Annotated in this window: 29 protein-coding genes, 1 pseudogene and 1 riboswitch; of the genes and pseudogenes, 13 read left to right on the forward strand and 17 right to left on the reverse strand. The window is 65.6% G+C overall.

The features are described 5' to 3' along the window. Positions 1-27: 27 nt before the first annotated feature. Entirely contained in the window at positions 28-657 is a 630-nt protein-coding gene (locus tag QP166_RS15160) for a DUF4198 domain-containing protein (RefSeq protein ID WP_333916662.1), read from the reverse strand. A 633-nt stretch (positions 658-1290) separates the two neighbouring features. Here QP166_RS15160 and QP166_RS15165 point away from each other — a divergent pair. The 5 genes from QP166_RS15165 (at position 1291) to QP166_RS15185 (ending at position 4304) form a co-directional block, all read left to right on the forward strand. Beyond that, positions 1291-1494 carry a hypothetical protein gene (locus QP166_RS15165; RefSeq protein ID WP_333916663.1) on the forward strand — a complete coding sequence of 68 codons (204 nt, stop codon included), beginning with the start codon at positions 1291-1293 and terminating at the stop codon, positions 1492-1494. Between the two features lie 9 nt (positions 1495-1503). After that, positions 1504-2022: a hypothetical protein gene (locus QP166_RS15170; protein ID WP_333916664.1), complete on the forward strand. Its 519-nt coding sequence runs from the start codon at positions 1504-1506 to the stop codon at positions 2020-2022. 62 nt (positions 2023-2084) lie between these two features. Then, on the forward strand, positions 2085-3029 hold the full coding sequence (locus tag QP166_RS15175; protein ID WP_333916665.1) for a hypothetical protein: 945 nt from the start codon (positions 2085-2087) through the stop codon (positions 3027-3029). A gap of 16 nt (positions 3030-3045) precedes the next feature. Then, positions 3046-3627 (forward strand): hypothetical protein, encoded by a 582-nt coding sequence (locus tag QP166_RS15180; protein WP_333916666.1) that lies wholly within the window; start codon positions 3046-3048, stop codon positions 3625-3627. A gap of 8 nt (positions 3628-3635) precedes the next feature. Further along, entirely contained in the window at positions 3636-4304 is a 669-nt protein-coding gene (locus QP166_RS15185) for an SOS response-associated peptidase (protein WP_333916667.1), read from the forward strand. Positions 4305-4364: 60 nt separating this feature from the next. On the opposite strand, the gene QP166_RS15190 is transcribed toward QP166_RS15185, so the two are convergent. The 16 genes from QP166_RS15190 to QP166_RS15260 form a co-directional block, all read right to left on the reverse strand. Then, positions 4365-4673: a HigA family addiction module antitoxin gene (locus tag QP166_RS15190; RefSeq protein ID WP_333916668.1), complete on the reverse strand. Its 309-nt coding sequence runs from the start codon at positions 4671-4673 to the stop codon at positions 4365-4367. 47 nt (positions 4674-4720) lie between these two features. Continuing rightward, complete coding sequence (locus QP166_RS15195) at positions 4721-5023, reverse strand: type II toxin-antitoxin system RelE/ParE family toxin (protein ID WP_333916669.1); 303 nt, start codon at positions 5021-5023, stop codon at positions 4721-4723. Between the two features lie 248 nt (positions 5024-5271). Continuing rightward, positions 5272-7761, reverse strand: coding sequence for a hypothetical protein (locus QP166_RS15200; RefSeq protein ID WP_333916670.1), 2490 nt, complete (start codon positions 7759-7761; stop codon positions 5272-5274). A 518-nt stretch (positions 7762-8279) separates the two neighbouring features. After that, positions 8280-9080 (reverse strand): hypothetical protein, encoded by an 801-nt coding sequence (locus QP166_RS15205; protein ID WP_333916671.1) that lies wholly within the window; start codon positions 9078-9080, stop codon positions 8280-8282. Continuing rightward, positions 9080-9574, reverse strand: a complete 495-nt coding sequence (locus QP166_RS15210) for a hypothetical protein (RefSeq protein ID WP_333916672.1) — start codon at positions 9572-9574, stop codon at positions 9080-9082. Before QP166_RS15210 ends, QP166_RS15205 begins: the two co-directional genes overlap by 1 nt. Before the next feature lie 116 nt (positions 9575-9690). Further along, the gene (locus tag QP166_RS19055; RefSeq protein ID WP_443027219.1) at positions 9691-9834 is read right to left on the reverse strand and encodes a hypothetical protein; all 144 of its coding nucleotides are present in this window, start codon (positions 9832-9834) and stop codon (positions 9691-9693) included. Further along, positions 9773-10450 (reverse strand): hypothetical protein, encoded by a 678-nt coding sequence (locus tag QP166_RS15215; RefSeq protein ID WP_333916673.1) that lies wholly within the window; start codon positions 10448-10450, stop codon positions 9773-9775. Before QP166_RS15215 ends, QP166_RS19055 begins: the two co-directional genes overlap by 62 nt. Before the next feature lie 91 nt (positions 10451-10541). Next, positions 10542-11789, reverse strand: coding sequence for an AAA family ATPase (locus tag QP166_RS15220; protein WP_333916674.1), 1248 nt, complete (start codon positions 11787-11789; stop codon positions 10542-10544). Beyond that, positions 11779-12336 (reverse strand): hypothetical protein, encoded by a 558-nt coding sequence (locus tag QP166_RS15225; RefSeq protein ID WP_333916675.1) that lies wholly within the window; start codon positions 12334-12336, stop codon positions 11779-11781. Before QP166_RS15225 ends, QP166_RS15220 begins: the two co-directional genes overlap by 11 nt. After that, positions 12333-12647: a hypothetical protein gene (locus tag QP166_RS15230; protein WP_333916676.1), complete on the reverse strand. Its 315-nt coding sequence runs from the start codon at positions 12645-12647 to the stop codon at positions 12333-12335. Before QP166_RS15230 ends, QP166_RS15225 begins: the two co-directional genes overlap by 4 nt. After that, positions 12640-12807, reverse strand: a complete 168-nt coding sequence (locus QP166_RS15235; RefSeq protein ID WP_333916677.1) for a hypothetical protein — start codon at positions 12805-12807, stop codon at positions 12640-12642. Before QP166_RS15235 ends, QP166_RS15230 begins: the two co-directional genes overlap by 8 nt. A gap of 245 nt (positions 12808-13052) precedes the next feature. Continuing rightward, on the reverse strand, positions 13053-13220 hold the full coding sequence (locus tag QP166_RS15240) for a helix-turn-helix domain-containing protein (protein ID WP_333916678.1): 168 nt from the start codon (positions 13218-13220) through the stop codon (positions 13053-13055). Positions 13221-13309: 89 nt separating this feature from the next. After that, positions 13310-13681 (reverse strand): hypothetical protein, encoded by a 372-nt coding sequence (locus QP166_RS15245; protein WP_333916679.1) that lies wholly within the window; start codon positions 13679-13681, stop codon positions 13310-13312. After that, positions 13678-13989 carry a hypothetical protein gene (locus tag QP166_RS15250; protein ID WP_333916680.1) on the reverse strand — a complete coding sequence of 104 codons (312 nt, stop codon included), beginning with the start codon at positions 13987-13989 and terminating at the stop codon, positions 13678-13680. The genes QP166_RS15245 and QP166_RS15250 overlap by 4 nt, the downstream gene beginning before the upstream one ends. Positions 13990-14033: 44 nt before the next feature. Further along, positions 14034-14288, reverse strand: a complete 255-nt coding sequence (locus QP166_RS15255; RefSeq protein ID WP_333916681.1) for a hypothetical protein — start codon at positions 14286-14288, stop codon at positions 14034-14036. Between the two features lie 35 nt (positions 14289-14323). Then, positions 14324-15196: a tyrosine-type recombinase/integrase gene (locus tag QP166_RS15260; protein WP_333916682.1), complete on the reverse strand. Its 873-nt coding sequence runs from the start codon at positions 15194-15196 to the stop codon at positions 14324-14326. 310 nt (positions 15197-15506) lie between these two features. Here QP166_RS15260 and msrB point away from each other — a divergent pair, with 310 nt between their 5' ends. The 8 genes and pseudogenes from msrB to QP166_RS15300 all read left to right on the forward strand — a co-directional run bounded on the left by msrB (position 15507) and on the right by QP166_RS15300 (position 22665). After that, entirely contained in the window at positions 15507-15956 is a 450-nt protein-coding gene (gene msrB, locus QP166_RS15265) for a peptide-methionine (R)-S-oxide reductase MsrB (RefSeq protein WP_333916683.1), read from the forward strand. Positions 15957-15998: 42 nt separating this feature from the next. Further along, a complete protein-coding gene (locus QP166_RS15270) occupies positions 15999-16415 on the forward strand; it encodes a hypothetical protein (RefSeq protein ID WP_333916684.1) in 417 nt (138 codons plus the stop codon). Between the two features lie 22 nt (positions 16416-16437). Continuing rightward, on the forward strand, positions 16438-17043 hold the full coding sequence (gene cobO / locus QP166_RS15275; RefSeq protein WP_333916685.1) for a cob(I)yrinic acid a,c-diamide adenosyltransferase: 606 nt from the start codon (positions 16438-16440) through the stop codon (positions 17041-17043). A 182-nt stretch (positions 17044-17225) separates the two neighbouring features. After that, positions 17226-17414: riboswitch (cobalamin riboswitch) on the forward strand. Positions 17415-17578: 164 nt separating this feature from the next. Next, positions 17579-19522 (forward strand): TonB-dependent receptor plug domain-containing protein, encoded by a 1944-nt coding sequence (locus tag QP166_RS15280; protein WP_333916686.1) that lies wholly within the window; start codon positions 17579-17581, stop codon positions 19520-19522. A gap of 188 nt (positions 19523-19710) precedes the next feature. Then, complete coding sequence (locus QP166_RS15285) at positions 19711-20121, forward strand: DUF1636 domain-containing protein (RefSeq protein WP_333916687.1); 411 nt, start codon at positions 19711-19713, stop codon at positions 20119-20121. Beyond that, positions 20118-21127: pseudogene (gene cobT / locus QP166_RS15290) on the forward strand (nicotinate-nucleotide--dimethylbenzimidazole phosphoribosyltransferase). Before QP166_RS15285 ends, cobT begins: the two are co-directional and overlap by 4 nt. Then, on the forward strand, positions 21124-21672 hold the full coding sequence (locus tag QP166_RS15295; protein WP_333916688.1) for a histidine phosphatase family protein: 549 nt from the start codon (positions 21124-21126) through the stop codon (positions 21670-21672). Before cobT ends, QP166_RS15295 begins: the two are co-directional and overlap by 4 nt. A gap of 228 nt (positions 21673-21900) precedes the next feature. After that, the gene (locus QP166_RS15300) at positions 21901-22665 is read left to right on the forward strand and encodes a hypothetical protein (protein ID WP_333916689.1); all 765 of its coding nucleotides are present in this window, start codon (positions 21901-21903) and stop codon (positions 22663-22665) included. Positions 22666-22915 lie beyond the last annotated feature (250 nt).

Raw genomic sequence — 22915 nt, forward strand, 5'->3', positions numbered from 1 at the left:
ACCTCGACAGTTTAAGCCGCGGCCCCGTCACCCTGCATGATAGCTGGTCGTAGTGATGTAGTGCAGCGTGTGGACCGTCATGCCACCGTGCTGTCGCTCACCTTCGTCCTTGGCAGCAGCGCTCAGTAGGTAGCGCCCCGAACCCGAAGTAGGGACCACCACCACACCACGCGCGTCGGTGCGCAGCTTGCGTGTCTCACGAGCCGGCGTCACGAAGGTCACCTCAGTATCGGCCAGCGGACGGCCATCGCGAATGACCGTGAACCTGTCAGCGTCAGTCGCCACGGGCACGATCTCGAAAGGCAGGACCGCCTTCGGCTCAATTCGCCCGGCGCGCGCATAGTAGACCACCGCCTCTCGCTTGGTGGCGGGTCCCCATGGAGCAAAGACGTTGTCGTCCCAGGCACGAACATCGCCAGCGACCGCAGCTACCTCGATGTGATCGTTACGGCGTACCATTGCAGCCCGCGAAGACGGGACCAGCCGCGGCGCCTTCAACTTCGTAAATTCCGGGTCACCGCCGGCCGGCACCGGCTCCGCCGGTTCGCCCAGGTAGATTCGAGCTGTCGCGCTTCCGTCGCGCTCAATCCACACCTCGTGCGCAGCGGCCAGCGTCGAAGTGCCGAGCAGAGCGGCGGCAAGAAACAGCTTGATCATACCTGATCTCCAACGAAGCGATCGTCGCGGTCCGTGAAGCGACGCTCTGATAAGCTGGCTTACTGCGCATAGCTATCACTAGCAACCACGTGTGATGTCTGGCGGGGGACGGCTTGCCGCCATTATCTGCACTCACCCATCCGGTACTGACGCCAATAACGATCCCAGCGAGTAGCTGCTCCTGCGGCTATTGCCGCACAGGACAGAGAGCGCCCGTCCGGCAACGTGCACCGGGCGACCACGCGCGTATAGCTGGCGCCCACCGGCTGGCAGCTAAGCCGCTTACCGAGAGTCAGCCGCGCCATGATCTGGCGGCTGCGCTCCGCGGCACGATCGTCACAGACATACGTACGCCGCTGCGATGGGGGCCGCCGGCACGGCGCGCGCTCTCGAAGTCCGGCGCCTGTACACCAGCCACGCGGATCTTCACGCCCGATCGGCACCACAGCGGGCCGTCACCATCATGGACGCGAACGACTTGGCAGACGATCGGTGGCGGCGGGGTGGCGATCATGGTGGGCGTCATCTCAGCAAACCCATGTTCCCGCAATGTTCTTGCGAGATCACGGCGGCGTCGGCGTAGCTTGCCGCCACCGCCGATCGACGGCGCACCGACATTGAAGGAGCCTTGGCATGGAGCACGACTTCCTGCTGCGTGCGGCTGCGCGCGCGATCTATGACGCCTGCTATCCCAGCGACGACTGGTCGCCGGTGGGGTTCGACGAGGCCGAGCGGTCTGGGACGGTGCATTACCGGCAGGCCGTCGACGCGGCGCTTCAGGCACGGGCCGTGCTGGCTGTGCGCGGTGAGCAGTTGCCGCTTCCGGCGCTTGCGTAATCAGCGGATGTGGTTGGCGATCCGAAGACCCTGCACGACCTGTATCGCGTCGAGGCACAGGTTCGCGTCACGTGCCGGAGTTGCAAGGCAACCGAGGTGTGGGAACTGGATGCGCTGATCGCCGAGGTGCGAGCGAACGGCGGCAACACCGATTGGCGGGCGGCGCGATCGGCGCTGAAATGCCCGCGGCACTGCGCGGCACCACGGATCGATCTGCTACCGCTGCCCTATGGCAAGCAGCGTGCCCGGCGCCGCGCTCATCGTCACGCGCTGATCAACCTGTCGCTCCAGGTGCTGCGGGCGGCGGCGCAGCGGTCAGCGCGGGAGGCGGTCGGCACGATCGAGGTCCGCCTTGCGTTGCACGTACTTTGCCCCTTCGTGCGGGATCAGCGCCTGCTGACCGAGTTTTGGAAGGCTGCCACGGCCGAGCCGCAACACCCCTGGACGAGCTGCCACCTGCCATATCGGTGGATTGCACAACGGCTGATTGAACAAGGAGCGGAGGTGGATGAGCCAAACAGGGCATGACTTGAGTGGCGTTGACTCACCTGTCCTCGCGCGGGCAGCCTCCGCCCCGAGGGGAGAGAATCGTGGTCGATGTCTTTGATCGATGGTGCTTGTTTTGTGACTTCGAAGTTCATGCGCCGGGTGAGGGTGCGCCACAGCCCCTTTTAGACGACTATGTTGATCCGCTTATAGCCATGGCCGAGGCGGGCACGGCGAAGCGTGTGTTCGAGAACGAAAATAGGGTGACGCGTATCGCCGGAGCGAGGCGCGTTACGCTCCCCGATGGGGCACCTGCCATAGCTATGCTGATCACCCTCGGTGACCGGCGCGGCGCTGATCCTGCGTTCATCCATTTCGACGAAGGGCTGACCCGTGATGCTGAAAAGCTCGACGGTGAAGTGAAAGGCGTCGGTGCCCACTGCGTCGTGTCTCTGGTTCAAGATCCGCAAGCGGTTGGACGCTACCGGATGTTTCTTGAAGAGACACGAGGGATAGGTCGGACGCCGGTTACGCGCCTTTTTGGATCTGTGTTGACGACGATCGCCGAGGATCGCGGTGAGCGGTACGTGAACCAAAGAACCGGCAGGCAAAACAAGTTCAGGCCGATCGTTGAAGTACACCCACGACGATCCCGTGAGATGGCTGCCGCGTTGGACGAGGGCTCCTTCCTACCGGTCGATCTGTTTGACACCAGCGCAGTCCCGGCCTTCGACGAGAACCCAGAATATGAGGTCCGCCGCCATGTCTTAACGGTCAAGGTCAAGCCAGCGCCTGGCCGTACCTATCGGCAGGCTGTGAGCGATTTGGCTGCCACAGCGCGTGACAACGGTTATGATCGGATGCGGGTCTCGTGGCGTCTCCCGGGTCAACAGCGCGGCGGCACGTCGGAGATGTCGACCGACTTGGCCGATCTAGGCACGGCCCTATTTGCACACCGCGAGTTGGTGCATATCGAGCATGGGTTAACCGAGTGCGCTGGCTCGCTGTCAGATGAGTTTGTGGAGGCCATGATGGCCGAATTCGTGTAGGTTGCGACAGACAGTCATGCTCCTCGCACCGCTCAACTATTGGCGCGTTCGCCACCCCGTGAAGGGGATGTGGGACTTCCTGTTTCCCGCGCTAGGCGCTGTCGGCCTGACAGCCGCATTGATGTTGTGGCCTGCAATCCCATCGCCATACGGCGCCACTGGCTTCCTCGGTGGCCTGCAAAACCTGTACGCCATTCTTGGCGGCTTTTTTGTCGCGGCATTGACCCTCCTATCGACCGCCGACTCAAGGGCGCTTCGGCAGCCGCTCGCAGGTTCGCCGCCGCCTAAATTTGGCACCGAGACGGTGCCCTTAGATCGTCGGCGCTTTTTGTGTCTGCTCTTCGGTTATCTGGCATTCTCGGCTTTCGGCTTATATGCGCTTGGGTTCATCGCGACTCTTTTGGCGCCCGGTGCACGGGAAATACTCGCCGGCCCAGCTCGAACCGTCGCATCGCTGGCGTTCCTGCTCTTCTATACCTTTTGGTTAAGCCACGTTTTTGTGTCGACGATGGTCGGACTCTATTATTTCACCGATCGGCTGCAACGGCCCGACCCCGTGCTCATCAGGGACACCGACGATTTGCAGGCAGCAGAGTAAGGCTGGCTGTGTGCAACCGCTACCGCATGACCGAGGCGCAGATCGCACTCGCCGCCCGCTACGGCATCGAGGCACCTTTTCCGCCCGATCACACGATCCCGCCGTCTGAGCTGTTCCCCGACAAGCCGGCCTATGTCGTGCGCCAGGAGGGCGGAGCCCGAACGCTCGACGTCATGCGCTGGGGCTTTCCGCGAAAGGTGCCGGGCAAGCGCATCGATAAGGTGATGGGCAAGCCCGTGCTGCTCGACACCAAGGTTACCAACGTGCGCAATTACACGTCGCCGTTCTGGAAGTCGGCGCTGACCAACCCGGAGCGACGATGCCTCGTCCCGTTCACTAGCTTCAGCGAGTACGGGCCCGGTCCTGCTGGTAAGCGCCCATTGTTCTGGTTCGACGTTCCCAGCCGACCGATCGTCAGCTTCGCGGGTGTGTGGCGGCCGGCGGAGGGCGGTGCCGTGTTTGCGTTCCTGACGACCGATCCCAACCCGCTGGTGGCACCGGTCCACCCTAAGGCCATGCCGGTGCTGCTCGACGAGGAAGACGAGGAGCGATGGCTGACGTGCTCGTTCGACGATGCCGTTGCGCTGGCCAAGCCGTTCCCGTCGCAGTTGATGACGGCCCGACAGGATGCATCGACAGGCGCTGTCGGCCGAGGCGCGGGACGGCTACTCGAGTAGGGATGATGGCAGATCAAAGCCCGCCCAGCCGAGGTAAGCAGCGCGCTCAGAACCAGTCCATCATTCAGCCGGGCACAGGGGCTGCAGCGAGGAGAGCTTGTCGACAAGCGCCACATCATGCTTTGCGGCCGCCAAGTCAAACTGACCTTGGAGCGCAAGCAGCAAACCTGCAGGATACCCGAGCACCCGCTCCACCTTAAGCGCGAGTTCAGGCGTTACCGAACGCTTGCCGTTCAGCACGTTATTGAACCCAGGACGAGCGACACCAAGCCGCGCTGCGGCTTCGGTCACAGTGATCTCAAAGCGCGGCAGCACGTCTTCAGACAGAACCTCCCCTGGATGAACCGGATAAGCCAGCTCGAGAGACATATAAGAATAAACCCTAGTATAAGGGAGGGGCACAAGGCCCCTCCGGATCAATGAGAATTTTCAAACCGAACGTTCGAAACCTCCTTGCGGACGTCGTCCCACTCCATGAGGAGACGGGTGGCCCCACCAACGTCGAAGGACCACGTGGCTACGTTACCTTTGTAACGATGCACCCTCCACTCGGGGTGCGCTTTCTTAATTTCGACCATCGAATTAGCAGCGGTGATAACGCTAATCTGACGACGGATTTTCTTGGCTTCCTTGGGTTGCAGATCCGGCATCGACTTGCCCGGAGGCGAACTTAGAAGATCTGCAATTGGCTTACTGGCCGAGATGATAGTGATGGGCATGGTGTGCTTTCTTATAATTCATAGCGTTCATCATTGGTTGGTCTCCCACTTAGGTCCGGTCTATATGACACGTATCGGCCGGCGATACAATCCCTTGTATCGTGGCTGGGTACAAAATGTTTGACGACGGGCTTGTGGACCTATCCACCCAGCTATCTTAGATCAGCGCAATGAGCATGACCGGCATCATCGCGCTGGCGATCGGAAGCGCTATCGGCACCACGATCGCCGTTCGGCGCAACCCCGAGCTATTCGACCCCGATCAGCGGCAAGGTCAGGCCGGCGCCGACACTTCCACCCACCGACTTCGCCTGGGACGCGAGCGCCCGCGCGACCGTGATCTGATCGATCGCCGATAGCGCGGTTGTCGGCACAGGGTTGAGCAGCAGTTCGGCAATGCTGTCGGCCTGCCGGCGTCCTACCGCGCCGAGCACACGACGATCGCGGAAGGTGGCGCGCGCCGCCGTGGTGAGCGCACCGATCGGCGGAGCTCCGGTCATCACGCCCAGCGCTGTCTCGCCCGCCAGTTGCATGCCGAGCCCCGGTCCGAACTGACGATCGGCAGCGGCGCGCGCAGCGGTCGGTGACCCACCCAGCGTCTCGTACTGCGTCTTGCCCATTTGCCGTTCCAGCTCGGCCTGACGAGCGAAGTTGGGCACGCCATCGGGGAATAGGGCATCCACCTTCGCGACCTGATCCGGCGTGCCATAAACGCCGTCATACGGATTGGCGCTGAACCGCATGCGGTCCACCTGTTCTGCCATCCCGCTGCGATAGCCGCTGCGGAACTGATCCATCTGCCCCTCCGTGCGGCCCGTCGTCATCCGGCCTATGCGATCGGGGGTGGTCTGCGGACCGATAGCACCACGACCTGCCAGCAGCGCCTCACGCTCTTTCGCCGGCCCCTCGTACGCGGCTCGTGCCTCCGCATAGCGCGGGTTGAGCTTGTCCATCTCGCGAACGAGGGACGAGCGCACGTCGTTCACCGCGCGTCCTGCCTCATCGAGATGAAGCCGGCGGGTCACCGGGTCGCGGCTTTGCTCAAGGATGTCGTCGAGGCCCCGCTTTACATAGTCGAGCGTCTGCGTCGTATAGCCACGCGACGTGGCCGCGGTGCCGGGCGTAGGAGCTTTCTCAAGCGCGGCGTTGGCGGTGCGAAGCTGGTCACGGGCGGCGAGCAGCGACTGGCGGGTCGTCTCGGTATTGCTGCCTGAAGTGCGCATCGCTGCCTTGTGCGCTGCCTGCGCGGCATCGAAGGTGCTCTTTGCCTCTGCCTGCGCCTGGAAGGGATCGAGGCGGACAGGGTTGAGCACCACGTCGCCGTCACGGTCGAGGGCAAAGCCGAGGGCACTCGGGTCACGCCGTTCGTTCGCTGCGATCGTACGAGCTCGGCTGAGCGCTTGGCGACCGGCTGGCGTGGCAAGGATCGCATCAAGCTCGGGCGTGGCGACGACGGGCGCCGCATACGCTTCATCGTACAGGCTGCCGGCTGCAGCTCGACCCTTGTTGATCAGCGCATCACCCGTCTCGTCGATGTTCACCACCGGGCCGAAGTCCCGCTCGATGCCGGCCACAGCGCGCTCGGCCTGTCCCCGCCCGCGCGGCTCCAGCAGGCGTTCTGCCGTTTCCCGTGCCGCGGGAGAGATACGCGTCGCCGATCCCGCGATAGTCCGGAGCTGCGGATCGGCGTCAGCAAGCGCAATAGGCAGCTTCAGACGCAAGCCATCCACGATGGCGGCACGGGCATTGGTGATCTGCAACGGCTTTGTGTTGGACGTCAGCAACCGAGCAACCGGACTGATCTCACCAGCGCCACGCGCAAGCACCCGCTCTACCATCGGCCCGATCACACGCTGGCCGATCTGATTGCCCGCAAGCGCTGCGCCACCGCCGATCAGCGCACCGGTTAGAGGGTCTTTCTCCATGTTGGACAACCCGCCGTAGACAGCGCCGCCGGCGGTGTCGGCGACGGCTGTGCCGAGGAACGGGCGTGCTGGCGAGAATGCAGCACCCGCCTTGGCGAGCCCCGTCATGGTCGGGATAGCGCCAGCAATCTGGCCGCCCAACCGCCAGTATGGATTCACCTTTTCATCCGCGCCGCTGATCGCACGCTCGCGGGTCAGGTTTGCAGCGAAGCCATCGTCGTTGAAGGCGGATCGCGCGAGTGCTGCCAGTGGGTCCGCGGCGCCAAGCGAAGCCATGTCAGCGGCACCACGAACCGCCGCGTCGATCCCACCGCCCAGCGTGTCGCGCTTCCTCTCAAGCTCGGTCTTAGCCTCCGGCGTCACCTGTCCGCCGACGACATCGACCGCCAGCGGCGCGGGCTTGCCGAAGCGCTGCTGGTACGCCGCGCGATACTGGTCGCTGTTCGCCACATCGGCCGAAACGTCGACCGGCTTGCCGTTGTAGGTAAGCAGGCCGCTGTCATCGAACTTGTAGGTGCCCCCGCTGAGCCCGGCGGCGAGGTCGGCGGCGTTGTTGATGGTGAGCGGCTGGTTAGTCGATGCGATCGGCGCTGCGGCCTGCTTCCTGCGCGCAGGATCAAGGTCGCCTTCGAGGTCAGTGCCGCCGGCTCCGGTGTATGCGCGGCTGTACATGTCGATGACACGTTGCACGTTGTTCTGGAACTGGTCGTCGCTCTGCCCGGTGTCGAGGTTCGACAGGCTGCTGGCGAGCGCCTGGAAGTCGCTGTTTGAGAGCGGCGTCAGCGGGTTCTTGCCGCCGTTCGTCTTGGCCATCTCCATGATGCGGGTGAGCGCACCGGCGTTCTTCAGCGTCTCGGTGTCCTGACGAACGTCATAGGCCGGGCTACCGCCGACGAAGCGGGCAACGTTGGCGCCGAAGCCGGTCGTGAACCAGCCATCGCGCGACCGCTGCTGAAGGGTCCGCGCGAGCCGGATCTTGTCGAGCGCTTCCGCCCGCACCGAAGCGAGGTCTGGCTTGCCGGAGGCGTCCGCCGCCTTCGTAGGGTCGACCCAGCCGGGGATCGGTTCGGGCTGGCCATTTGCTCCGATCCGCAGCCCCTTGGCGTACAGGTTCGCCTCAAACTCCTTCTGCTGGCGCGCAGCCGTCTCGCGAGCACGCTGTTCGGACGCGGCATCGATCGCGATCTGCTGGGTCGTCTTGTTCAGCGTGGCTGCGGCCTGTGGCGCGTCATAGACGTTCGCAGCCGGCGGGGGCGCAATCATCACCGAGCCCGCGGGAAGCCCCGCCGGGACTGCGGGAGCGTCGAACTGATCATAGGGGTTCTGCTGCATCATCGTGCTCCCGTCGTCCCGCGACGTCCGAAATATGGGGTGCGGCCATAGCCGCTCGACGCGCCCGCTCCGTACTTGGCATCGAACTGCGCGGCGCTCGCTGGATTGCTGCGCAGGTACGCCACCGCGCCGTCAGGAATACCGCCTGGTGCGGCTGGCGCTGTGGGAGTGCGCGGCACCATGAACGTGCCCTGCGACGTATTGACGAATTGGGGAGCGCCACCACCATTCGCGGCATAGTTCTTCGCGTAGGTCGCGCCTAAGCCGTTCTCGAACGTGTTGAGGTACTCGACACGCTGCTGGAGGTCAGATGGTCCCTGCGGCTTAGGGTGCTGCAACGCCCATGCCTTCTCTCCCAGCGACTGCACCGCCGGGTTGGGATCGGACACGGCGGCGGTCACCGCCTCGGCGCTCGGCGTGCCACGGGACAGTTCACGCAAGATCGTGGCGCGTGAGTTTTCATTCGTAGCAGCGGCCTGATCGAGCTTCCGGCGCTCTCCGCTGGCCACCAACAAGTTAGCGATGCGCGCCGCCCCCTGTGTCCAGCTCTGGACCGGCGAGAAGTCCATGCCGACCGCCATCTGCTCAGCGTTCTGCCTGCGCCGGAAGGCCAGTTCGTCAGGCGACATGCGCGCGCCACCAGGACCGTTCACGAAGGCAGGTGCTGGCAGAACGGCCTGCCCGCCCGGCTGCATGCTTGGGACGGACGGGTCATCCTCCATGCGCTTCTGGAGACGGGCTTGCGCCTGCGCGATCTGATCCGCCTGAAGCAGCGCGGGCGCCTGAAGACCGAAAAGCATCAGTTCGCCCCTTCACGCATGAGGCGGAGGGCAATCTCTGCGGCGGGCGGGTAGAAGCCGACCAGATCCAGCGCTGCGGTGGATGCCACCTCGTCGCCTTCCTCCGCCAGCTGCTCCAGGATGCTGACCGCCTCGCCCATGAGAGACTTCAGGCGATCACCATATCCAGCGATTACACTCGCGCTGAACGTGAAGCAGAGCGCGCCAGCGAGGCGGCGAGCGTCGTCGTGCTCGGCTTCATCATGCGCGGCACAGAAGCGGGCATATGGGATCGCCTCAATGCCGACCATGATCGCGTGCGGTGCCTCGGGTGGGATCACCGCGATCAGGGTGAACCTTTCGCGGAGCGCGCGATGGGCGGCGAGGTCGCCCCGTGTCGCGCCGGTAAGCAGGTGCGCCATCGGACCAGCGCCAGCATTTGGGTCGAAGGCGCAGCGCTGCCCGGCGATGCGTGACGGCACTTCTACGCTGTCGGGTGCTTCGTTGGTCTGCACGCGCTGTCCTTCCGTATCCAAGATCGTCGGATACCCGTGAAGGAAGTCAGCCGGGCGGTGCTGTGATCAACACCAGATATGTCGCTGGTAGCACATTCTAGAGGCATTGAATAGCGCTAGGTGGTTACCTCGTAGCGCTTCAGCATCGCCGCAAGCTGTGCAGCCTCAGCCGATCGGGCGCCATGCTTCCAGGCATTGCTATTGCCCTTCGGTGCGCCGGCTTTGCCCCCGTGAATGCGGCAACGGTTGCGGCCGTGCATCGCCGGGCACTGGCACGCCGTGCCACGCCGCGTCTTGGCCAAGCATCGTGGCGCCGATCGTGCTGGCGTAAGTCGGTCCATAGGATTGTCCGTCGTCATCGGTTTTTGCTCCCCGGGCGTGCAGGTTCTCAGCGACAACGGCCTGCCCGCCGCGATTGTCGATATGAACGTGCTTGACCGTCTGTTCGCGCGGCTGGTGGATCTTCGCCAAAGCTTCCAGCGTGGCTCGGCTTTGCGCCTGAGCCTTGAGCGCCAGCCGCATGTAGCGATCCATGGCGTCCGGATACCGGCCGACGTTCTTGGTGGCCCGGCTCAGCATCTCGGTGAACACGGCATCCAGCGTGAGCGCCTGCGCCGTCAGCATGTTCGACGCGGCGCCTAGATCGCCATCCCGAGCCTTCGTGCACTCAGCCACGTATGCGTCTTGAACGTGCTTCCATTCCATCGTTTCGGTGCCGGTCGTGCTGTGCGCAAGCGTGCCGCCGACGAGCGAATGCCGGAATGCGGGCTTCATCGACGCGATCGACTCCAGCGCGCCGCGCGATAGCGTCTCGCCAGCGTCCGTAAGTGCTGGCACTGACCCGTTCGTCGACTGATCGTCGTGTTCGTCGCTCATTCCATCCTCCATTTTGCCGCACCCCCTTCAGGCTGCCGTGCCGCGCCGCACCACCCCACCCCCTTTTATAGGGGGTGGTGGTGCGGCAGCGTCAGTGCCGTACCGCCGCACCTTGCCGCACCGCACGTTCAACAGGTGCGGCATCCTCCACCCATTGATCAGGGACGAGGAACGGACGCAGCTCCCGACGCCCATCCTTCTTCATCTCGACCTTAAGGGCGCCGTTCGCTTCCCAGGTCTTCAACATGGTCGAAGCCCGTGCCCGATCATGCTTGCGTTCCAGATCGAGTCCGAGCACCGCCGCAACGGCTTCACCGGCCCACGGCTTTGCCTGCGCGTCTTTCCTGTAATCGCCGCTCGCGAGCGCATCTTGAACCTCACGAAGCTTGGCGGACGTCACCCCGTCGAAGGCGTCGGGCGGAGCCCAAGGAACCACAACAGGCAGACTGTCGCCACCATCCGGGCCATTGCCGAGCGGGACGCTGTGCAGCCGATACCAGTCCGACTTGTCAGATGGCGGGGCACGGTTGTTCTTGTCGTCGTACACCCGGAAGTAGCTGCGACGTTCCTCCCCCTCGACCCCGTATTTGGCCGCTTCCTCGTCGGTCATGCGGTTCAGCGTCGGCACCGACCGGGCCGCGGCGATCAAGGCGCTGGCGCCGCGTGCTGCCTCGGCACTCACCTCGCCGCCGGCCAGCTTTCTGGCGTGATGAACCAGAATGAGCGCGCAGCCGGCTTGAGCGGCCAGGCGAGCCCACTGCTTGGCGACAAGATCGATCGCGCCGTTGTCATTCTCGTTGACGCTATGTGACGACACGAACGGGTCAACGATGAGCACGTCAATCTTCTGCTCTCGAAGCTGGGCCAGCAGAGCACCGATCACCGGCGCGTTGATGCGCGTGCCATCCTTGGTCTCATGCGCGGTCTTCAGCTCAGCGCCGTCCATTCCGCTATCGACGTACAGGCGATCACCGATGTCCTCGGGCGAGATGTGCCAGTGAATGGCAGCCGCCTGAAGACCACGCGCCATCTCTTCCCCGGCATCTTCCAGGTTCCACAGCCATACGCGCTTAGGACCACCCCAAACCTTCGGCCCCAGCAGAGAACGGCCTGTTGCCAAGGCCATGGCCATGCCGATCATAAGCGCCGTCTTGCCGGTGGCGCCCGGTGCAACGACGACCGTCAGCGATCCCCTGAGCAGCATATGCCCGTACACCCAATCGCGAGGCGGGATACTTTCCGGGCTCCTCCATCGGTATGGCGTCGCTTTGATCGCGGCGTTGATCGCCGGATGCGGAACGGGTTCGTCAGCCAGCATTGAGGCGAGGTCACGCGACATGACGAGCCTCCGCCACCCTGATCGTCGGCAAGCGTGCCGGCTTCGTGAGCGCGCGCCGCAGAGTTCCGGCGAGCATATCGTTGCCGCAGTCGATCCGATCGAACCCACGTAGCATCAGTACGTCCGGCGCATCCCAGTCGAGCACCACCCCGCCAACCGCGTCGTCCCGGAGCCAGTCCAGCGGCGTCGCATGAAGAGTGAGCCGTTCAGCGTCCCAGCGGGAGCTCAAGCAGGCATCGGCGTTGAGCAGCCAGCCAGTGCCGTTGATCAGGCCCCATCGTGCCGGATTACCGACCCTCCAGGCGACGAGATCAATCAGCTCGCATCCATCCACAACGGGCTGGATGACGTGCGGGTGCCCTTCGCCGGGCAAGAAGCGGCACGACTTCTCCACCTCTCCAGCGAAGACGCCGAATGGCGGGTACGCCTCCCCGATGCGGGCAATAGTAGCCGGTGCGACGCCAGCCTGTCTCATGCGATCCAGATGCGGCTGTCGGACGTTCGCAACCGCCGCGGCGTAAAGCCTGTCCATGTCGGAGCCGGTCATGCCGCCACCGCCTTCCGGTCCCGGAACACCGCATGCCAGACGATGGCGTTGGCACCGGACACGTTGCGGCGACGCTGACCGGTATCCCGGATCAGCCCTTTCTTGCGCAGCTCCGTGAAGCGGGGCTGGAGCGAGTAGCGGGGGTAGCCGGCAAGGGCGCATACCTCGTCAACCGTGTGATCACCCTGCTCGCAAAGAGTCTTGTGGACCAAGTGGCGCAGGTGGTTGCTGGTAAGAGCCGCCATCTCGGCAGCGGCAATGCTGGTATCTACGCCGCGATGATTGCCGGCAGTGTCGAAGGCGTCACTCATCGGTCGCCTCCATCGTCAGCGACGGCAAACCATGCTTGTTCAGCAAGATACGCAGCCAGTTCGCCTGCTTCTCGGTGGGCAGGTTGGCATCAAACGCCATGCCACCGAGGAACTGGCCTTCGCGCTGTCGAAGCGCTGCGCCGCTCGTGAGCAGCGCCATCGCGGCCGCTCGGTGATTAGAGAAAGGCATCATGCAGCCTCTCCCCAAATGAGCGAGCTAATCAGCAACGCGCGGCTCCCGACGAGGCCGCAAAGCGAGGACAGGCGTTGAAGCCGAATGGAAGAGGTGGTATTCGCGGTGGCGTTGCTGCTGATGAATTCCGTGGTGCCCCGCAGACCCGGCAAGGTCATGCGGGGTGCTTCGTTTTTAGGACGAAGCGCAACCTTTGCGCTGGCCACTGCGGGTCACGCAGCCTGATCCACAAGAGCGCGGATGCTATCCGCCTTGACCAACCGGCGGCGGCCGATCTTCACCGTGGCGAGCTTGCCTTCATTGATCAGCTCGTAAATCGAGGTCTTGCCCAGCCCGAGCGTCTTGCCCGCGTTCGTGATGCTGACAGTGAGCGGTTCCATCCCGTGTCTCCCATTGTGCCGGCACTTGCCAGCGGGTGAGCACGGTCGTCGGCGGAACGCCGATGGAGAAACATGGGGGTTTCTCAAAATCATGGGTCCGCAGGCGGATCGCTTAACTGGTCCCAATTCCCTATCGCCGCTGACCGCGGGGCGTCATTCAGCGTGCGTATCACGATAGCCAGCGCATGCTCGGCGCCGAACTCAGTTGCGGTTCGGTCCAGAAAGGCCTTTACCTTGGCGGCCGTCTGGACCGATGGATGCTCGGAACCTTCCTGAGACACGATCACCCGCGCGCCAACCAGCTGTGCCTTCGTCACGCTGCCGAACCAACGACCGCGAAAGCGGCGAGTGGCGTTGCTCAGCTTTCGATCGAGCTTCTCGCCGTGATCGTGATGTTCAATCCAGAAATTGGCAAGGGCAGCGAGCGTACCAGTTCGGCGATGATGATTGGCGGTGCTCACCGGACGCCCCCTCTCTTGTCCTTCTCGGCGAACAGCGGATCAGGTGTCCTGAGGAACTGCGCCTCAAGCGCGTCGATCGGACGAAACAGTGGATCAAGCGTGACTGGGCTGAAGCCTTGGTTGATGAGCATGTCGTACACGCCGGACACTGCCAGAAGGACAGCAAGGCGTTGGTCAGCCGTGTTCCCGTCAGCGTAAATCTCGCTCGCCTCAACCAGTTGTGCGTGAAGGGCCTCGAGAGCGGCGGCAGGCTCGGTCTTCGCTGGTCCCCGCTCGTGCCGCTCACGACGTGCGGCAGCGGCGGCCAAGCGGAAGTCAGCCTCCAACGGACGAGGCAGCTTCGGCTCACAGCTCATGCAGCCTTGCTCCCCGCATTAGCCATCCCGAACTGCGCCCAAGCCTCCAGCAGCACTCGCCTCATCTCGACGAAAGTCGTGCGCTTATAGGCACGCACCACCATGTCCGGCACGGCGTGCGCCAGTGCCGCTTCAGCAACAGGGTCGGGCACGTCCGGCATCTTCTCCGCCGCCCAATCCCGAAATGAGCTGCGGAAACCGTGGGCATCATACGGCTGGTCAGCCGATCGCAGCACCTTGTTCATGGTCATATTAGACAGCATTGCCCCACGCTGCCCGCCAAAGATCAATTCGTCCGGCTTCGTAGTGCGCCCTCCCTCACCTCCTCCAGCAGCGCGAGCGCGGCCGAGTTGAGGGTGACGGTATGCGCTTCTCCACCCTTCATCGTCTCAGCCGGCCGGTTCCAATCACGCCCCTCGACGTCAATCTGGCCCCAGCGGGCGGCGCGAACCTCGCCTGGGCGAGCGGCGGTCAGGATCTGGAATAGCAGCGCCTGACGGCCGACCGTCGCCGCCTTTTCGCGCAGCGACTGCACGAACGCGGGCACGGCAGCATAGGGCATCGCCTTGAAATTCTTACCAGCGGGCTGCTTCGACAAGCCTACGGTGATCGAGCGGCCTGGCGCCTCGGTGGCACGCCAGCCTTTCGAATGGCTAAAGTTCAGCACCTGACCGACGCGCGTCCGAACCTTACGTGCCAGTTCGGGCTTCGTCGTCCAGATTGGCTCAAGCATGTCGCGGATGTGCCCCGCCTCGATGGTGTCCACTTGGAGATTGCCGAGCGTCGGGTAGGCGTACGTTTCGAGCGACGTCAGGAAGGCGGCGGCGTTCTTCTCAACCCATCCCTTCTTCAGCGCGGCATGCGTCGACCTGACCGCTTCCTTGAAGGTCGGGGTCGCTCGCTTGTCACGATCGCGCTCGGCGATGGGATCGCGCCCGTTCAGCGCATGCTTGCGCAAGTCGACCGCACGCTGCCGCGCTTCGGACAGGCTGAGCGCCGCCACGGACCCAAGACCAATGTCACGGCGCTTGCCGTTCTGCTGTATGCGGATCATCCACGACTTGGCACCAGTCGAGCTGACGAGCAGGTACAGCCCCGCCCCATCGCCATGGCGCCCAGCCTTCGCATTCTTGACGGCTAAGGCGGTTAGCTTGCCCATGACACTCCCACATCAACTCCCACACTTTCGCGCGGATAGGTGCGAACGTCAACGAACAAGTGCGGAACGCCCACGTGAATCAATCGGGAACGTGAAGGGCGCGGCGAATGGTGGCGAACAAAGGCGAACACAAAGTTATAGTCCCTCCGGGCGCGCCACCTGCTGCCGTCCGCGCAAAGGTCGCGATGGCCCCCAGGACCCCGCCAGCGCCAGAGTGACGGCACGCCGCCCCTCGGCCGCGGATGTATCTGCCCGCCCCGCTCCCTATTTTACATGGCGGATCGATCAGTCGACGCGAAGGATCTGCAGCATGACCGACTATACCAAGACCGACGAAGCGCTGGCGAAGCTGACGCCCGAGCAATTCTACGTGACGCAGCAGAGCGGCACCGAACGGCCGGGCACCGGCGAATACCTCGGCAACAAGCGCGCCGGCATCTATGTCGACATCGTCTCGGGCGAGCCGCTGTTCGCCTCCGCAGACAAGTACGAATCGCATTGCGGCTGGCCCAGCTTCACGCGCCCGATCGACACCGCACACGTCTCCGAGCTGCACGATGCCACGCACGGGATGGTGCGCACCGAGGTGCGCTCGGCGGGCGCCGACAGCCACCTCGGGCACGTCTTCGAGGACGGCCCGCGCGATCGCGGCGGCTTGCGTTACTGCATCAACTCCGCCGCGCTGCGCTTCGTCCCGCGCGAGGCGATGGAGGCCGAGGGCTATGGCGCCTATCTCGATCAGGTCGAGGACGTCGGCTGACTTGACCTGATAGGCGCGCGGCGCTTTGACGCCGCGCTTTCGATGAGGGCCGAGATGGACGATTGGGAGGAACGCGCGGCACGCCGCGCCGAGGAGCGTGAGCGGCGCGCGCAGGAGCGGGTCGCCAGCGCGCTCGCCCGCACCGAACAACGCGCCGTGGACCGCGAGGCGGCGTCGCGGCTGCGCGAGGAGGCGCGCACCGCCCGCCGCGTCGAGGAGGAACAGCGCCGCGCCACGTTGGTCGAGGAACGCGAGGCGCGCCCGCGCCGCCGCCAGAGCACCGGCGCGCTCGCCCGCACCGGCGATCAACGCCTTGAGCGCGACACGCGCCACTATGCCACCGACAAGGACCCGGCGCGCATCCGCACGCTGGCGGCGCGCGGCGCGACGCCCGCGGCGCTGGCGGCGGTGTTCGGCGTGTCGGTGGCCGAGATCGAGGCGGTGCTGGCCGCGGATTGATCTTGCCGCTACGCCGCGGCGCATGACCGACGATCGCGACGCCCGCCACAATGACAAGATGCGCCGCGTACAGGCCGCGCGGCGCGTGATGATGAAGGGCAAGACCGTCGAGAAGGGCCTGCTGATCGTCCACACCGGCGCGGGAAAGGGCAAGTCGACCGCCGCCTTCGGCATGGCGGTGCGCGCGATGGGGCACGGGATGAAGGTCGGCGTCGTCCAGTTCGTGAAGGGCGCGATGACCACCGGCGAGAAGGCGATCTTCGACGCCTTTCCCGAGTTGATCGAATTCCGCGCGATGGGCGATGGCTTCACCTGGGACACGCAGGACCGCGCTGCCGACGTGGCGAGTGCCCGCGCGGCCTGGGACGAGGTGCAACGGATGCTCGCCGACCCCGAGATCGCGATGGTGATCGCCGACGAGCTGAACATCGTGCTGCGCTACGATTATCTGCCGGTCGACGAGGTGGTGGCGGTGGCGGCCGCGCGTGCGCCGATGAAGCATCTGGTCATCACCGGCCGCAACGCGCCCGACGCGCTGATCGAGGCCGCCGATCTGGTCACCGAGATGACCCAGGTCAAACACCCGTTCCGCGCCGGCGTAAAAGCGCAGGCGGGGGTGGAATTCTAACGCCGCTGGCTGACGTCATCCCCGCCTCCCCCTCCGTCATCCCCGCGAAGGCGGGAATCCAGAACCTCTGACCTTGCGCCTCTATCGACGGACCTGCGCGTCTGGATTCCCGCCTCCGCGGGAATGACGGTTCTCGTGTTACGGCACCCCACCCCCGATTGACCCGCGCGCCGCCCCCGGCTAGGGCGCGCGCCGCGACAGGTTCCCTCTGACCGGGGATCAAAAGGGAACGGGTAAACCCCGGCTGCCCCTGCAACTGTAAGCGGCGAGCCCGCGCGCCACACGCCATTGGCCCCTCACCGGGCTGAGAAGGCGGCGCGCATCGGTGATGACCCGTGAGCCAGGAGACCTGCCTGTTCGCGATCGTCCTTCGCTCGGCCAGGGTGCGCCGAACGGACGGGAAGGCCGCACGGGGCACATCCGGCGGACGAGCCCAGCGTGACGATAACCACCGCCGTGGGCGGTCGACGCCGCGAGGATGCTCGCGCGCGGCGGCCCGCCCTCGGCTTTACGTCGTCACAAGGGGTTACCCACCATGTTCCATCGTCTCGCCGCCCTTCCGCTGCTCCTCTGTTCCACCGCCGCGCTCGCGCAGGAAGCCCCGCGCCCCGACGCCGCCGCGACCGACACCGGCGCCGACATCGTCGTCGCCGCCAATCGCGCGCCGGTCGACGCCGACCGCGTCACCGCCTCGGTCACCGTGCTCGACAAGGCCGCGATCGACCGCGCGCAGGACCTGTCGGTCGCCGACCTGCTGCTGCGCACCCCCGGCGTCTCGCTGTCGCGCAACGGCGGCTATGGCACCAGCACCTCGCTGCGTATCCGCGGCGCCGAGGCCGACCAGACCGTCGTCGTCATCGACGGGGTCAAGATCAACGACCCGTCCTCGCCCGGCGGCGGCTATAACTTCGCCAACCTGCTGATCGGCGACGCGTCGCGGATCGAGGTGCTGCGCGGACCGCAGTCGATCCTGTGGGGCAGCCAGGCGATCGGCGGCGTCGTCAACATCGTCACCCCGCTGCCGACCGCCGCGCTCGAAGGCAGCATCGACCTGGAGGGCGGTTCGCGCGAAACGGTCAGCGCGCGGGCCGCGCTCGGCGGCACCACCGGGCCGCTCGCGTGGCGGGTCGGCGCGCAGAGCTTCACCACCGACGGCATCTCCGCGCTGAAGGCCGGCACCGAGCGTGACGGCTACACCAACCAGAACGTGCAGGCGCGCGCGGTGCTGACGATCGCGCCGGGCATCAGCGCCGACCTGCGCGGCTCCTATGCCAACGGCCGCAACGACTTCGACGGCTTCAGCGGCGACACCCCCGAATACGGCCTGACGCGCGAGTTCGTCGGCTATGCCGGCCTCAACATCGACCTGTTCGACGCGCGGCTGCGCAACCGCTTCGGCTACGGCTATACCGACACCGATCGCGACAATTACAACCCCGACCAGGTCGAGCAGACGCAGACCTTCGCCGCGCTCGGCCGCAACCACCGGCTCGAATATCAGGGCACGCTCGCGCTCACCAAAGGCGTCGACGCGGTGTTCGGCGTCGAGAATGAGGTCAGCCGCTTCAGCACCGCCTCCTCGGACTTCGTGGCCCCCTATGCGCTCGGCACCCCGGCGCGCGGCCGCGCCGAGCTGACCAGCTTCTATGGCCAGCTCAACGTCTCGCCGTTCGACGGGCTGACGCTCAACGGCGGCGTGCGCCACGACGACCACAGCCGCTTCGGCACGCAGACGCTGTTCGCGGGCGGCGCGAACTGGGTACTGCCGACCGGCACCGTGCTGCGCGCGAGCTACAGCGAGGGCTTCAAGGCGCCGACCTTGTACCAGCTCTTCTCGGAATACGGCAATCAGGCGCTCAACCCAGAGCGCGCCAAGGGCTGGGAGGCCGGCGCCGAGCAGCGCTTCATGGACGGTCGCTTCGCGCTCGGCGGCACCTATTTCGAGCGCCGCAGCCGTGACCAGATCGTCTATACCGGCTGCAACCCCGGCACCACCGATCCGCTGTGCTTCGTCCCCGGCTCGACCACCGAGCAGCGCTTCGGCTATTACCAGAACGTCGCCCGCGCCTTCGCGCGCGGGGTCGAGGCGGTTGCCCGCGCGCAGGTCGGTGAACACCTCAGCCTCGACGGCAATTACAGCTGGGTGCTCTCGGAGGACCGCTCGCCGGGCCGCACCTTCGGCAACTGGCTGCCGCGCCGCCCGCGCGATACCGCCAACGTCGCCGCGACCTACACGTTCGCGGAGTCCGGCTCGTTCGGCGTCGCGGCGCGCTTCGCGGGCACGTCGTTCGACAATGCCAGCAACGCCACCAGGCTCGGCGGCTATACGCTCGTCGACCTGCGCGGCGAGCTGCCGCTGTCGAGCAACGTCCGGCTGTTCGCGCGCGTCGAAAACCTGTTCGACGAGCGCTACGAGACGATCGCCCGTTACGGCACGCTGGGACGCAGCGTCTACGCCGGCTTGCGCGGGCGCTTCTGATCGGATGATCGCGCCGCCCACCCCCTCCGTCGCCCCGGACGTGATCCGGGGCCCCGCTTCTTCCTGGCCGTGGCGGTAAGAAGCGGGATCCCGGATTCAGTCCGGGATGACGGCACGGTGGATGATCAGCCGTCATTGCGAGCGGAGACGCAATCCGATCGACACCACGCCACCCGAAAGCCGCTGACATGACCCTCATCCCCGTCACCGACGGCCCTGCCGTGGTCGCCTGCAACAGCTGCCGCCATTCGGCGACCGCGCGCGACGGGGCGGACGGTCGACGCGGCGGCGCAGCGCTTGCCGCCGCGCTCCGGACGGTGCAGGCGCGCGACCCGCTTGTCGCCGATATCGCCGTGCAGGAGATGCCGTGCCTCTTCGCGTGCGACCGGCATTGCACGATCCACCTGCGCGCTCCCGGCAAGATCGGCTATGTCCTCGGCGGCTTCACCCCCGACGAGGACGCCGCGACCGGGATCATGACCTTCATGCGCCACTATGTCGAAAGCGCCACCGGACAGGTGCCCTATGCGCTCTGGCCCGATGCGGTGAAGGGGCACTTCATCGTCCGCGTGCCCCCCGCCGGGCAGGTGGTGGCATGATGCGTTTCGACAGCGTCGCTGCGTTCGACGCGTCGCTCGCCGAGCTGCCCGCGCCCGATGCCGCGATGCGCGCGGCGGCGGCGGCGCGACAGGCGCGGCTGACCAAACCTGCCGGATCGCTCGGCCGGCTCGAAGAGATCGCGCTGTTCATGGCGGGATGGCAGCGCGACGCGCGCCCGCGGCTCGACGACGGACGCGTGGTGATCTTCGCGGGCAATCACGGCGTCGCGGCGCTCGGGGTCAGCGCCTTTCCCCTTCCGTCACCGCGCAGATGGTCGCCAATTTCCGCGAGGGCGGCGCGGCGATCAACGCGCTGGCCGCCGCCGCCGGCCTGTCGCTGACCGTCGTTCCGCTCGCGCTGGAACAGCCGACCGGCGACATCACCCAGACCGCCGCGATGAGCGAGGCGGAATGTCTCGAAGCGCTCGATGCCGGCGCGGCGGCGGTGCGGCCCGGCACCGATCTGCTGATTCCCGGCGACATGGGGATCGGCAACACCACCCCCGCCGCCGCCTTGTGCGCCGCCAGCTTCGGCGGCCGCGCGTCGGACTGGGTCGGCCCCGGCACCGGCGTTCACGGCCCGGCGCTCGCCGCCAAGATCGCGGCGGTCGACGCGGCGCTTGCCTGCCATGCCGAGGCCACGACACCATTCGAACGCCTTCGCCGGCTCGGCGGACGCGAGATCGCCGCGATTGCGGGCGCGATCCTCGCCGCGCGCCATGCGCGCATCCCGGTGCTGCTCGACGGCTTCATCGTCGGCGCCGCGCTGGCCCCACTCGCCGCCGCGCGCCCGCGGATCGTCGACCATTGCCTCGCCGGCCATGTCTCGGCCGAGCCGGGCCATGCGCGGCTGCTCGACCGGCTGGGGCTCGCGCCGCTGCTCCACCTCGATATGCGGCTCGGCGAGGCGAGCGGTGCCGCGGTCGCCGCCAGCCTCGTCCGCGCCGCGCTGGCTGCGCACGACCAGATGGCGACCTTCGATCAGGCAGGCGTCGCGCGGGCGTGAGCAGCGCGCGCACCGTCCACCTGCTGCGCCACGGCGCGACGGTCCGGCCGGGGCTGTTGCTCGGACACGTCGCCGTCGCGGTGACGCCGCAGGGCATCGCCGATTGCATCCGCGTCGCCGCCGGGGCGACCTTCACGCAGGTGGTCAGCTCCGACCTCTCCCGCGCCGCCGAGTGCGCCGCCGCGCTCGGCGCGCCGGTCCGCCACGATGCACGCTGGCGCGAACTCGATTTCGGCGCCTGGGACGGGCGCGATCCCACCACGCTCCCATCCGACGCACTCGCCGCCTTCTGGCGCGATCCCGATCAGGCCCCGCCCCCGGACGGCGAACGCTGGTCGGCCCTGATCGCCCGCGTCACCGCCGCGCTCGCCGACCTTCCCGACGCGACGCTGGTCGTCACGCACGGCGGCGCACTACGCGCCGCGCTCGCCAGCGCCTGCGGGTTCGACGCGCGACAGGTGTGGGCGTTCGACCTGCCGTGCGCGGCGATGGTGACGCTGCGAATCTGGCCTGACAGCGCGCAGATCGTCGGGTTGCGAACGTGACATACCAACCGGCTGATTGCTGACGTTCGCTTTCTCTAAAGGTATGATTGATTGGGAAAGAAGAGGGCTTCTCTAAACCCCGCCTGTGTGGCGCAGTAAGCAACCGGAGAAGCGTGGATTACGCATAACGCGGACGCCCTGCTGGAAATATAGCGGTCGTTGCAGTTCCTCACTTGCAGTTGCTCTTTCGATCAACGAAACTCGCATCAGTTCTCGAAAGGCACGTTCGTGATCGCCGCTCTCGTAGCACTTGCCCTGCAAACCGCAGCCCCGATGCCGCCACCACTTCACCAAGGTTCGGCCGAAATGACCTGCCCTGTGGGAGGCGAGCGGTTTAGCGCCGTCACTACTCTCATGTACTCGATCATGGGGCGCCGTCCGGACGAAAAACCCTACTCTGAACTACCCTTTCCTCGACCAATGCCGGAATGTCCCGGCAACGGACTGGTCATGTTCGACAGCTTCAAACCCGCCGAGATAGAGCAAGTTGGCAAGTGGATCGCGACCCCGACCTACCAAGGAATGCGGACCACGGAGTCGCCCTTCTACCGGGCGTACTGGCTGGCAAAGAAGATTGGTCGTCCGGACGCTGATGCGATTGAGCTTCTACTGCCCGCCATCTGGAGCGCGAAGGAGGAGGACCGGGACGCCCCCAATCGTCCACGAACATCCCGCTATCAACGGGTTCTTATCGCCGCTGTCGAGGCAGCTACTGCCAACGTGTCCGTAGACGACCGAGTGTGGCTGCAAGGACAAGCGGCCAACGCTCTCCGAGAAATGGGTGAGTTTGCCGCAGCTGAGCGGATGCGTGAACGCGCGGAGGATGCCATTCCGCAAACCACTCGTCCGGCTTTGGCGACCTATTTGCAGAAGTTGAAGATTGTCATCGCGCGCAAGGATCGCGGCGACGAACCGTTGGACATGATTCCTGAAGTTCGAGCGGCAATTATCTGCAAGAACAAGCCACCTCAGGACGACTTCTCACGCACTTAGTGCCGCAGACCGGAGATCGTCAAAGTCTTTGCGTCCTGAAGCGGCGAATCCGCGCTTCGCTATGGCCGTGCCGCCTTGCGTTGCAGCGCCTTCAGTCAATCTGGCCTTCTCTCAAGGGACCAGCACTGAAAAACAAGCCGTTCTCGCGCGGCTGCACCACACAGCAAGGCGGCGCTTCCCGGAATCCATTTTTCCAGCAACGGCCGATCAAAGCTGGGCTATCGGGACAGACGTACCCTCGATCAAGGCT

Source organism: Sphingomonas sp. LR60 (assembly GCF_036855935.1).
Classification (GTDB): Bacteria; Pseudomonadota; Alphaproteobacteria; order Sphingomonadales; family Sphingomonadaceae; genus Sphingomonas.

Excerpts from the sequence above, each read along its gene's own strand:
- QP166_RS15255 (WP_333916681.1), bottom strand. The coding sequence starts at position 14,288 with ATGACCATGAACAAGGTGCTGCGATCGGCTGACCAGCCGTATGATGCC.
- QP166_RS15190 (WP_333916668.1), bottom strand. The coding sequence starts at position 4,673 with ATGTCTCTCGAGCTGGCTTATCCGGTTCATCCAGGGGAGGTTCTGTCT.
- QP166_RS15180 (WP_333916666.1), top strand. The coding sequence starts at position 3,046 with ATGCTCCTCGCACCGCTCAACTATTGGCGCGTTCGCCACCCCGTGAAG.
- QP166_RS15260 (WP_333916682.1), bottom strand. The coding sequence starts at position 15,196 with ATGGGCAAGCTAACCGCCTTAGCCGTCAAGAATGCGAAGGCTGGGCGC.
- QP166_RS15200 (WP_333916670.1), bottom strand. The coding sequence starts at position 7,761 with ATGGCCAAGACGAACGGCGGCAAGAACCCGCTGACGCCGCTCTCAAAC.
- QP166_RS15270 (WP_333916684.1), top strand. The coding sequence starts at position 15,999 with ATGAGGGCCGAGATGGACGATTGGGAGGAACGCGCGGCACGCCGCGCC.
- QP166_RS15230 (WP_333916676.1), bottom strand. The coding sequence starts at position 12,647 with ATGAGTGACGCCTTCGACACTGCCGGCAATCATCGCGGCGTAGATACC.
- QP166_RS15215 (WP_333916673.1), bottom strand. The coding sequence starts at position 10,450 with ATGAGCGACGAACACGACGATCAGTCGACGAACGGGTCAGTGCCAGCA.
- QP166_RS15280 (WP_333916686.1), top strand. The coding sequence starts at position 17,579 with ATGTTCCATCGTCTCGCCGCCCTTCCGCTGCTCCTCTGTTCCACCGCC.
- QP166_RS15240 (WP_333916678.1), bottom strand. The coding sequence starts at position 13,220 with ATGGAACCGCTCACTGTCAGCATCACGAACGCGGGCAAGACGCTCGGG.
- QP166_RS15205 (WP_333916671.1), bottom strand. The coding sequence starts at position 9,080 with ATGCTTTTCGGTCTTCAGGCGCCCGCGCTGCTTCAGGCGGATCAGATC.
- QP166_RS15220 (WP_333916674.1), bottom strand. The coding sequence starts at position 11,789 with ATGTCGCGTGACCTCGCCTCAATGCTGGCTGACGAACCCGTTCCGCAT.
- msrB (WP_333916683.1), top strand. The coding sequence starts at position 15,507 with ATGACCGACTATACCAAGACCGACGAAGCGCTGGCGAAGCTGACGCCC.
- cobO (WP_333916685.1), top strand. The coding sequence starts at position 16,438 with ATGACCGACGATCGCGACGCCCGCCACAATGACAAGATGCGCCGCGTA.
- QP166_RS15195 (WP_333916669.1), bottom strand. The coding sequence starts at position 5,023 with ATGCCCATCACTATCATCTCGGCCAGTAAGCCAATTGCAGATCTTCTA.
- QP166_RS15285 (WP_333916687.1), top strand. The coding sequence starts at position 19,711 with ATGACCCTCATCCCCGTCACCGACGGCCCTGCCGTGGTCGCCTGCAAC.
- QP166_RS15165 (WP_333916663.1), top strand. The coding sequence starts at position 1,291 with ATGGAGCACGACTTCCTGCTGCGTGCGGCTGCGCGCGCGATCTATGAC.
- QP166_RS15225 (WP_333916675.1), bottom strand. The coding sequence starts at position 12,336 with ATGACCGGCTCCGACATGGACAGGCTTTACGCCGCGGCGGTTGCGAAC.
- QP166_RS15235 (WP_333916677.1), bottom strand. The coding sequence starts at position 12,807 with ATGGCGCTGCTCACGAGCGGCGCAGCGCTTCGACAGCGCGAAGGCCAG.
- QP166_RS19055 (WP_443027219.1), bottom strand. The coding sequence starts at position 9,834 with ATGCACGGCCGCAACCGTTGCCGCATTCACGGGGGCAAAGCCGGCGCA.
- QP166_RS15160 (WP_333916662.1), bottom strand. The coding sequence starts at position 657 with ATGATCAAGCTGTTTCTTGCCGCCGCTCTGCTCGGCACTTCGACGCTG.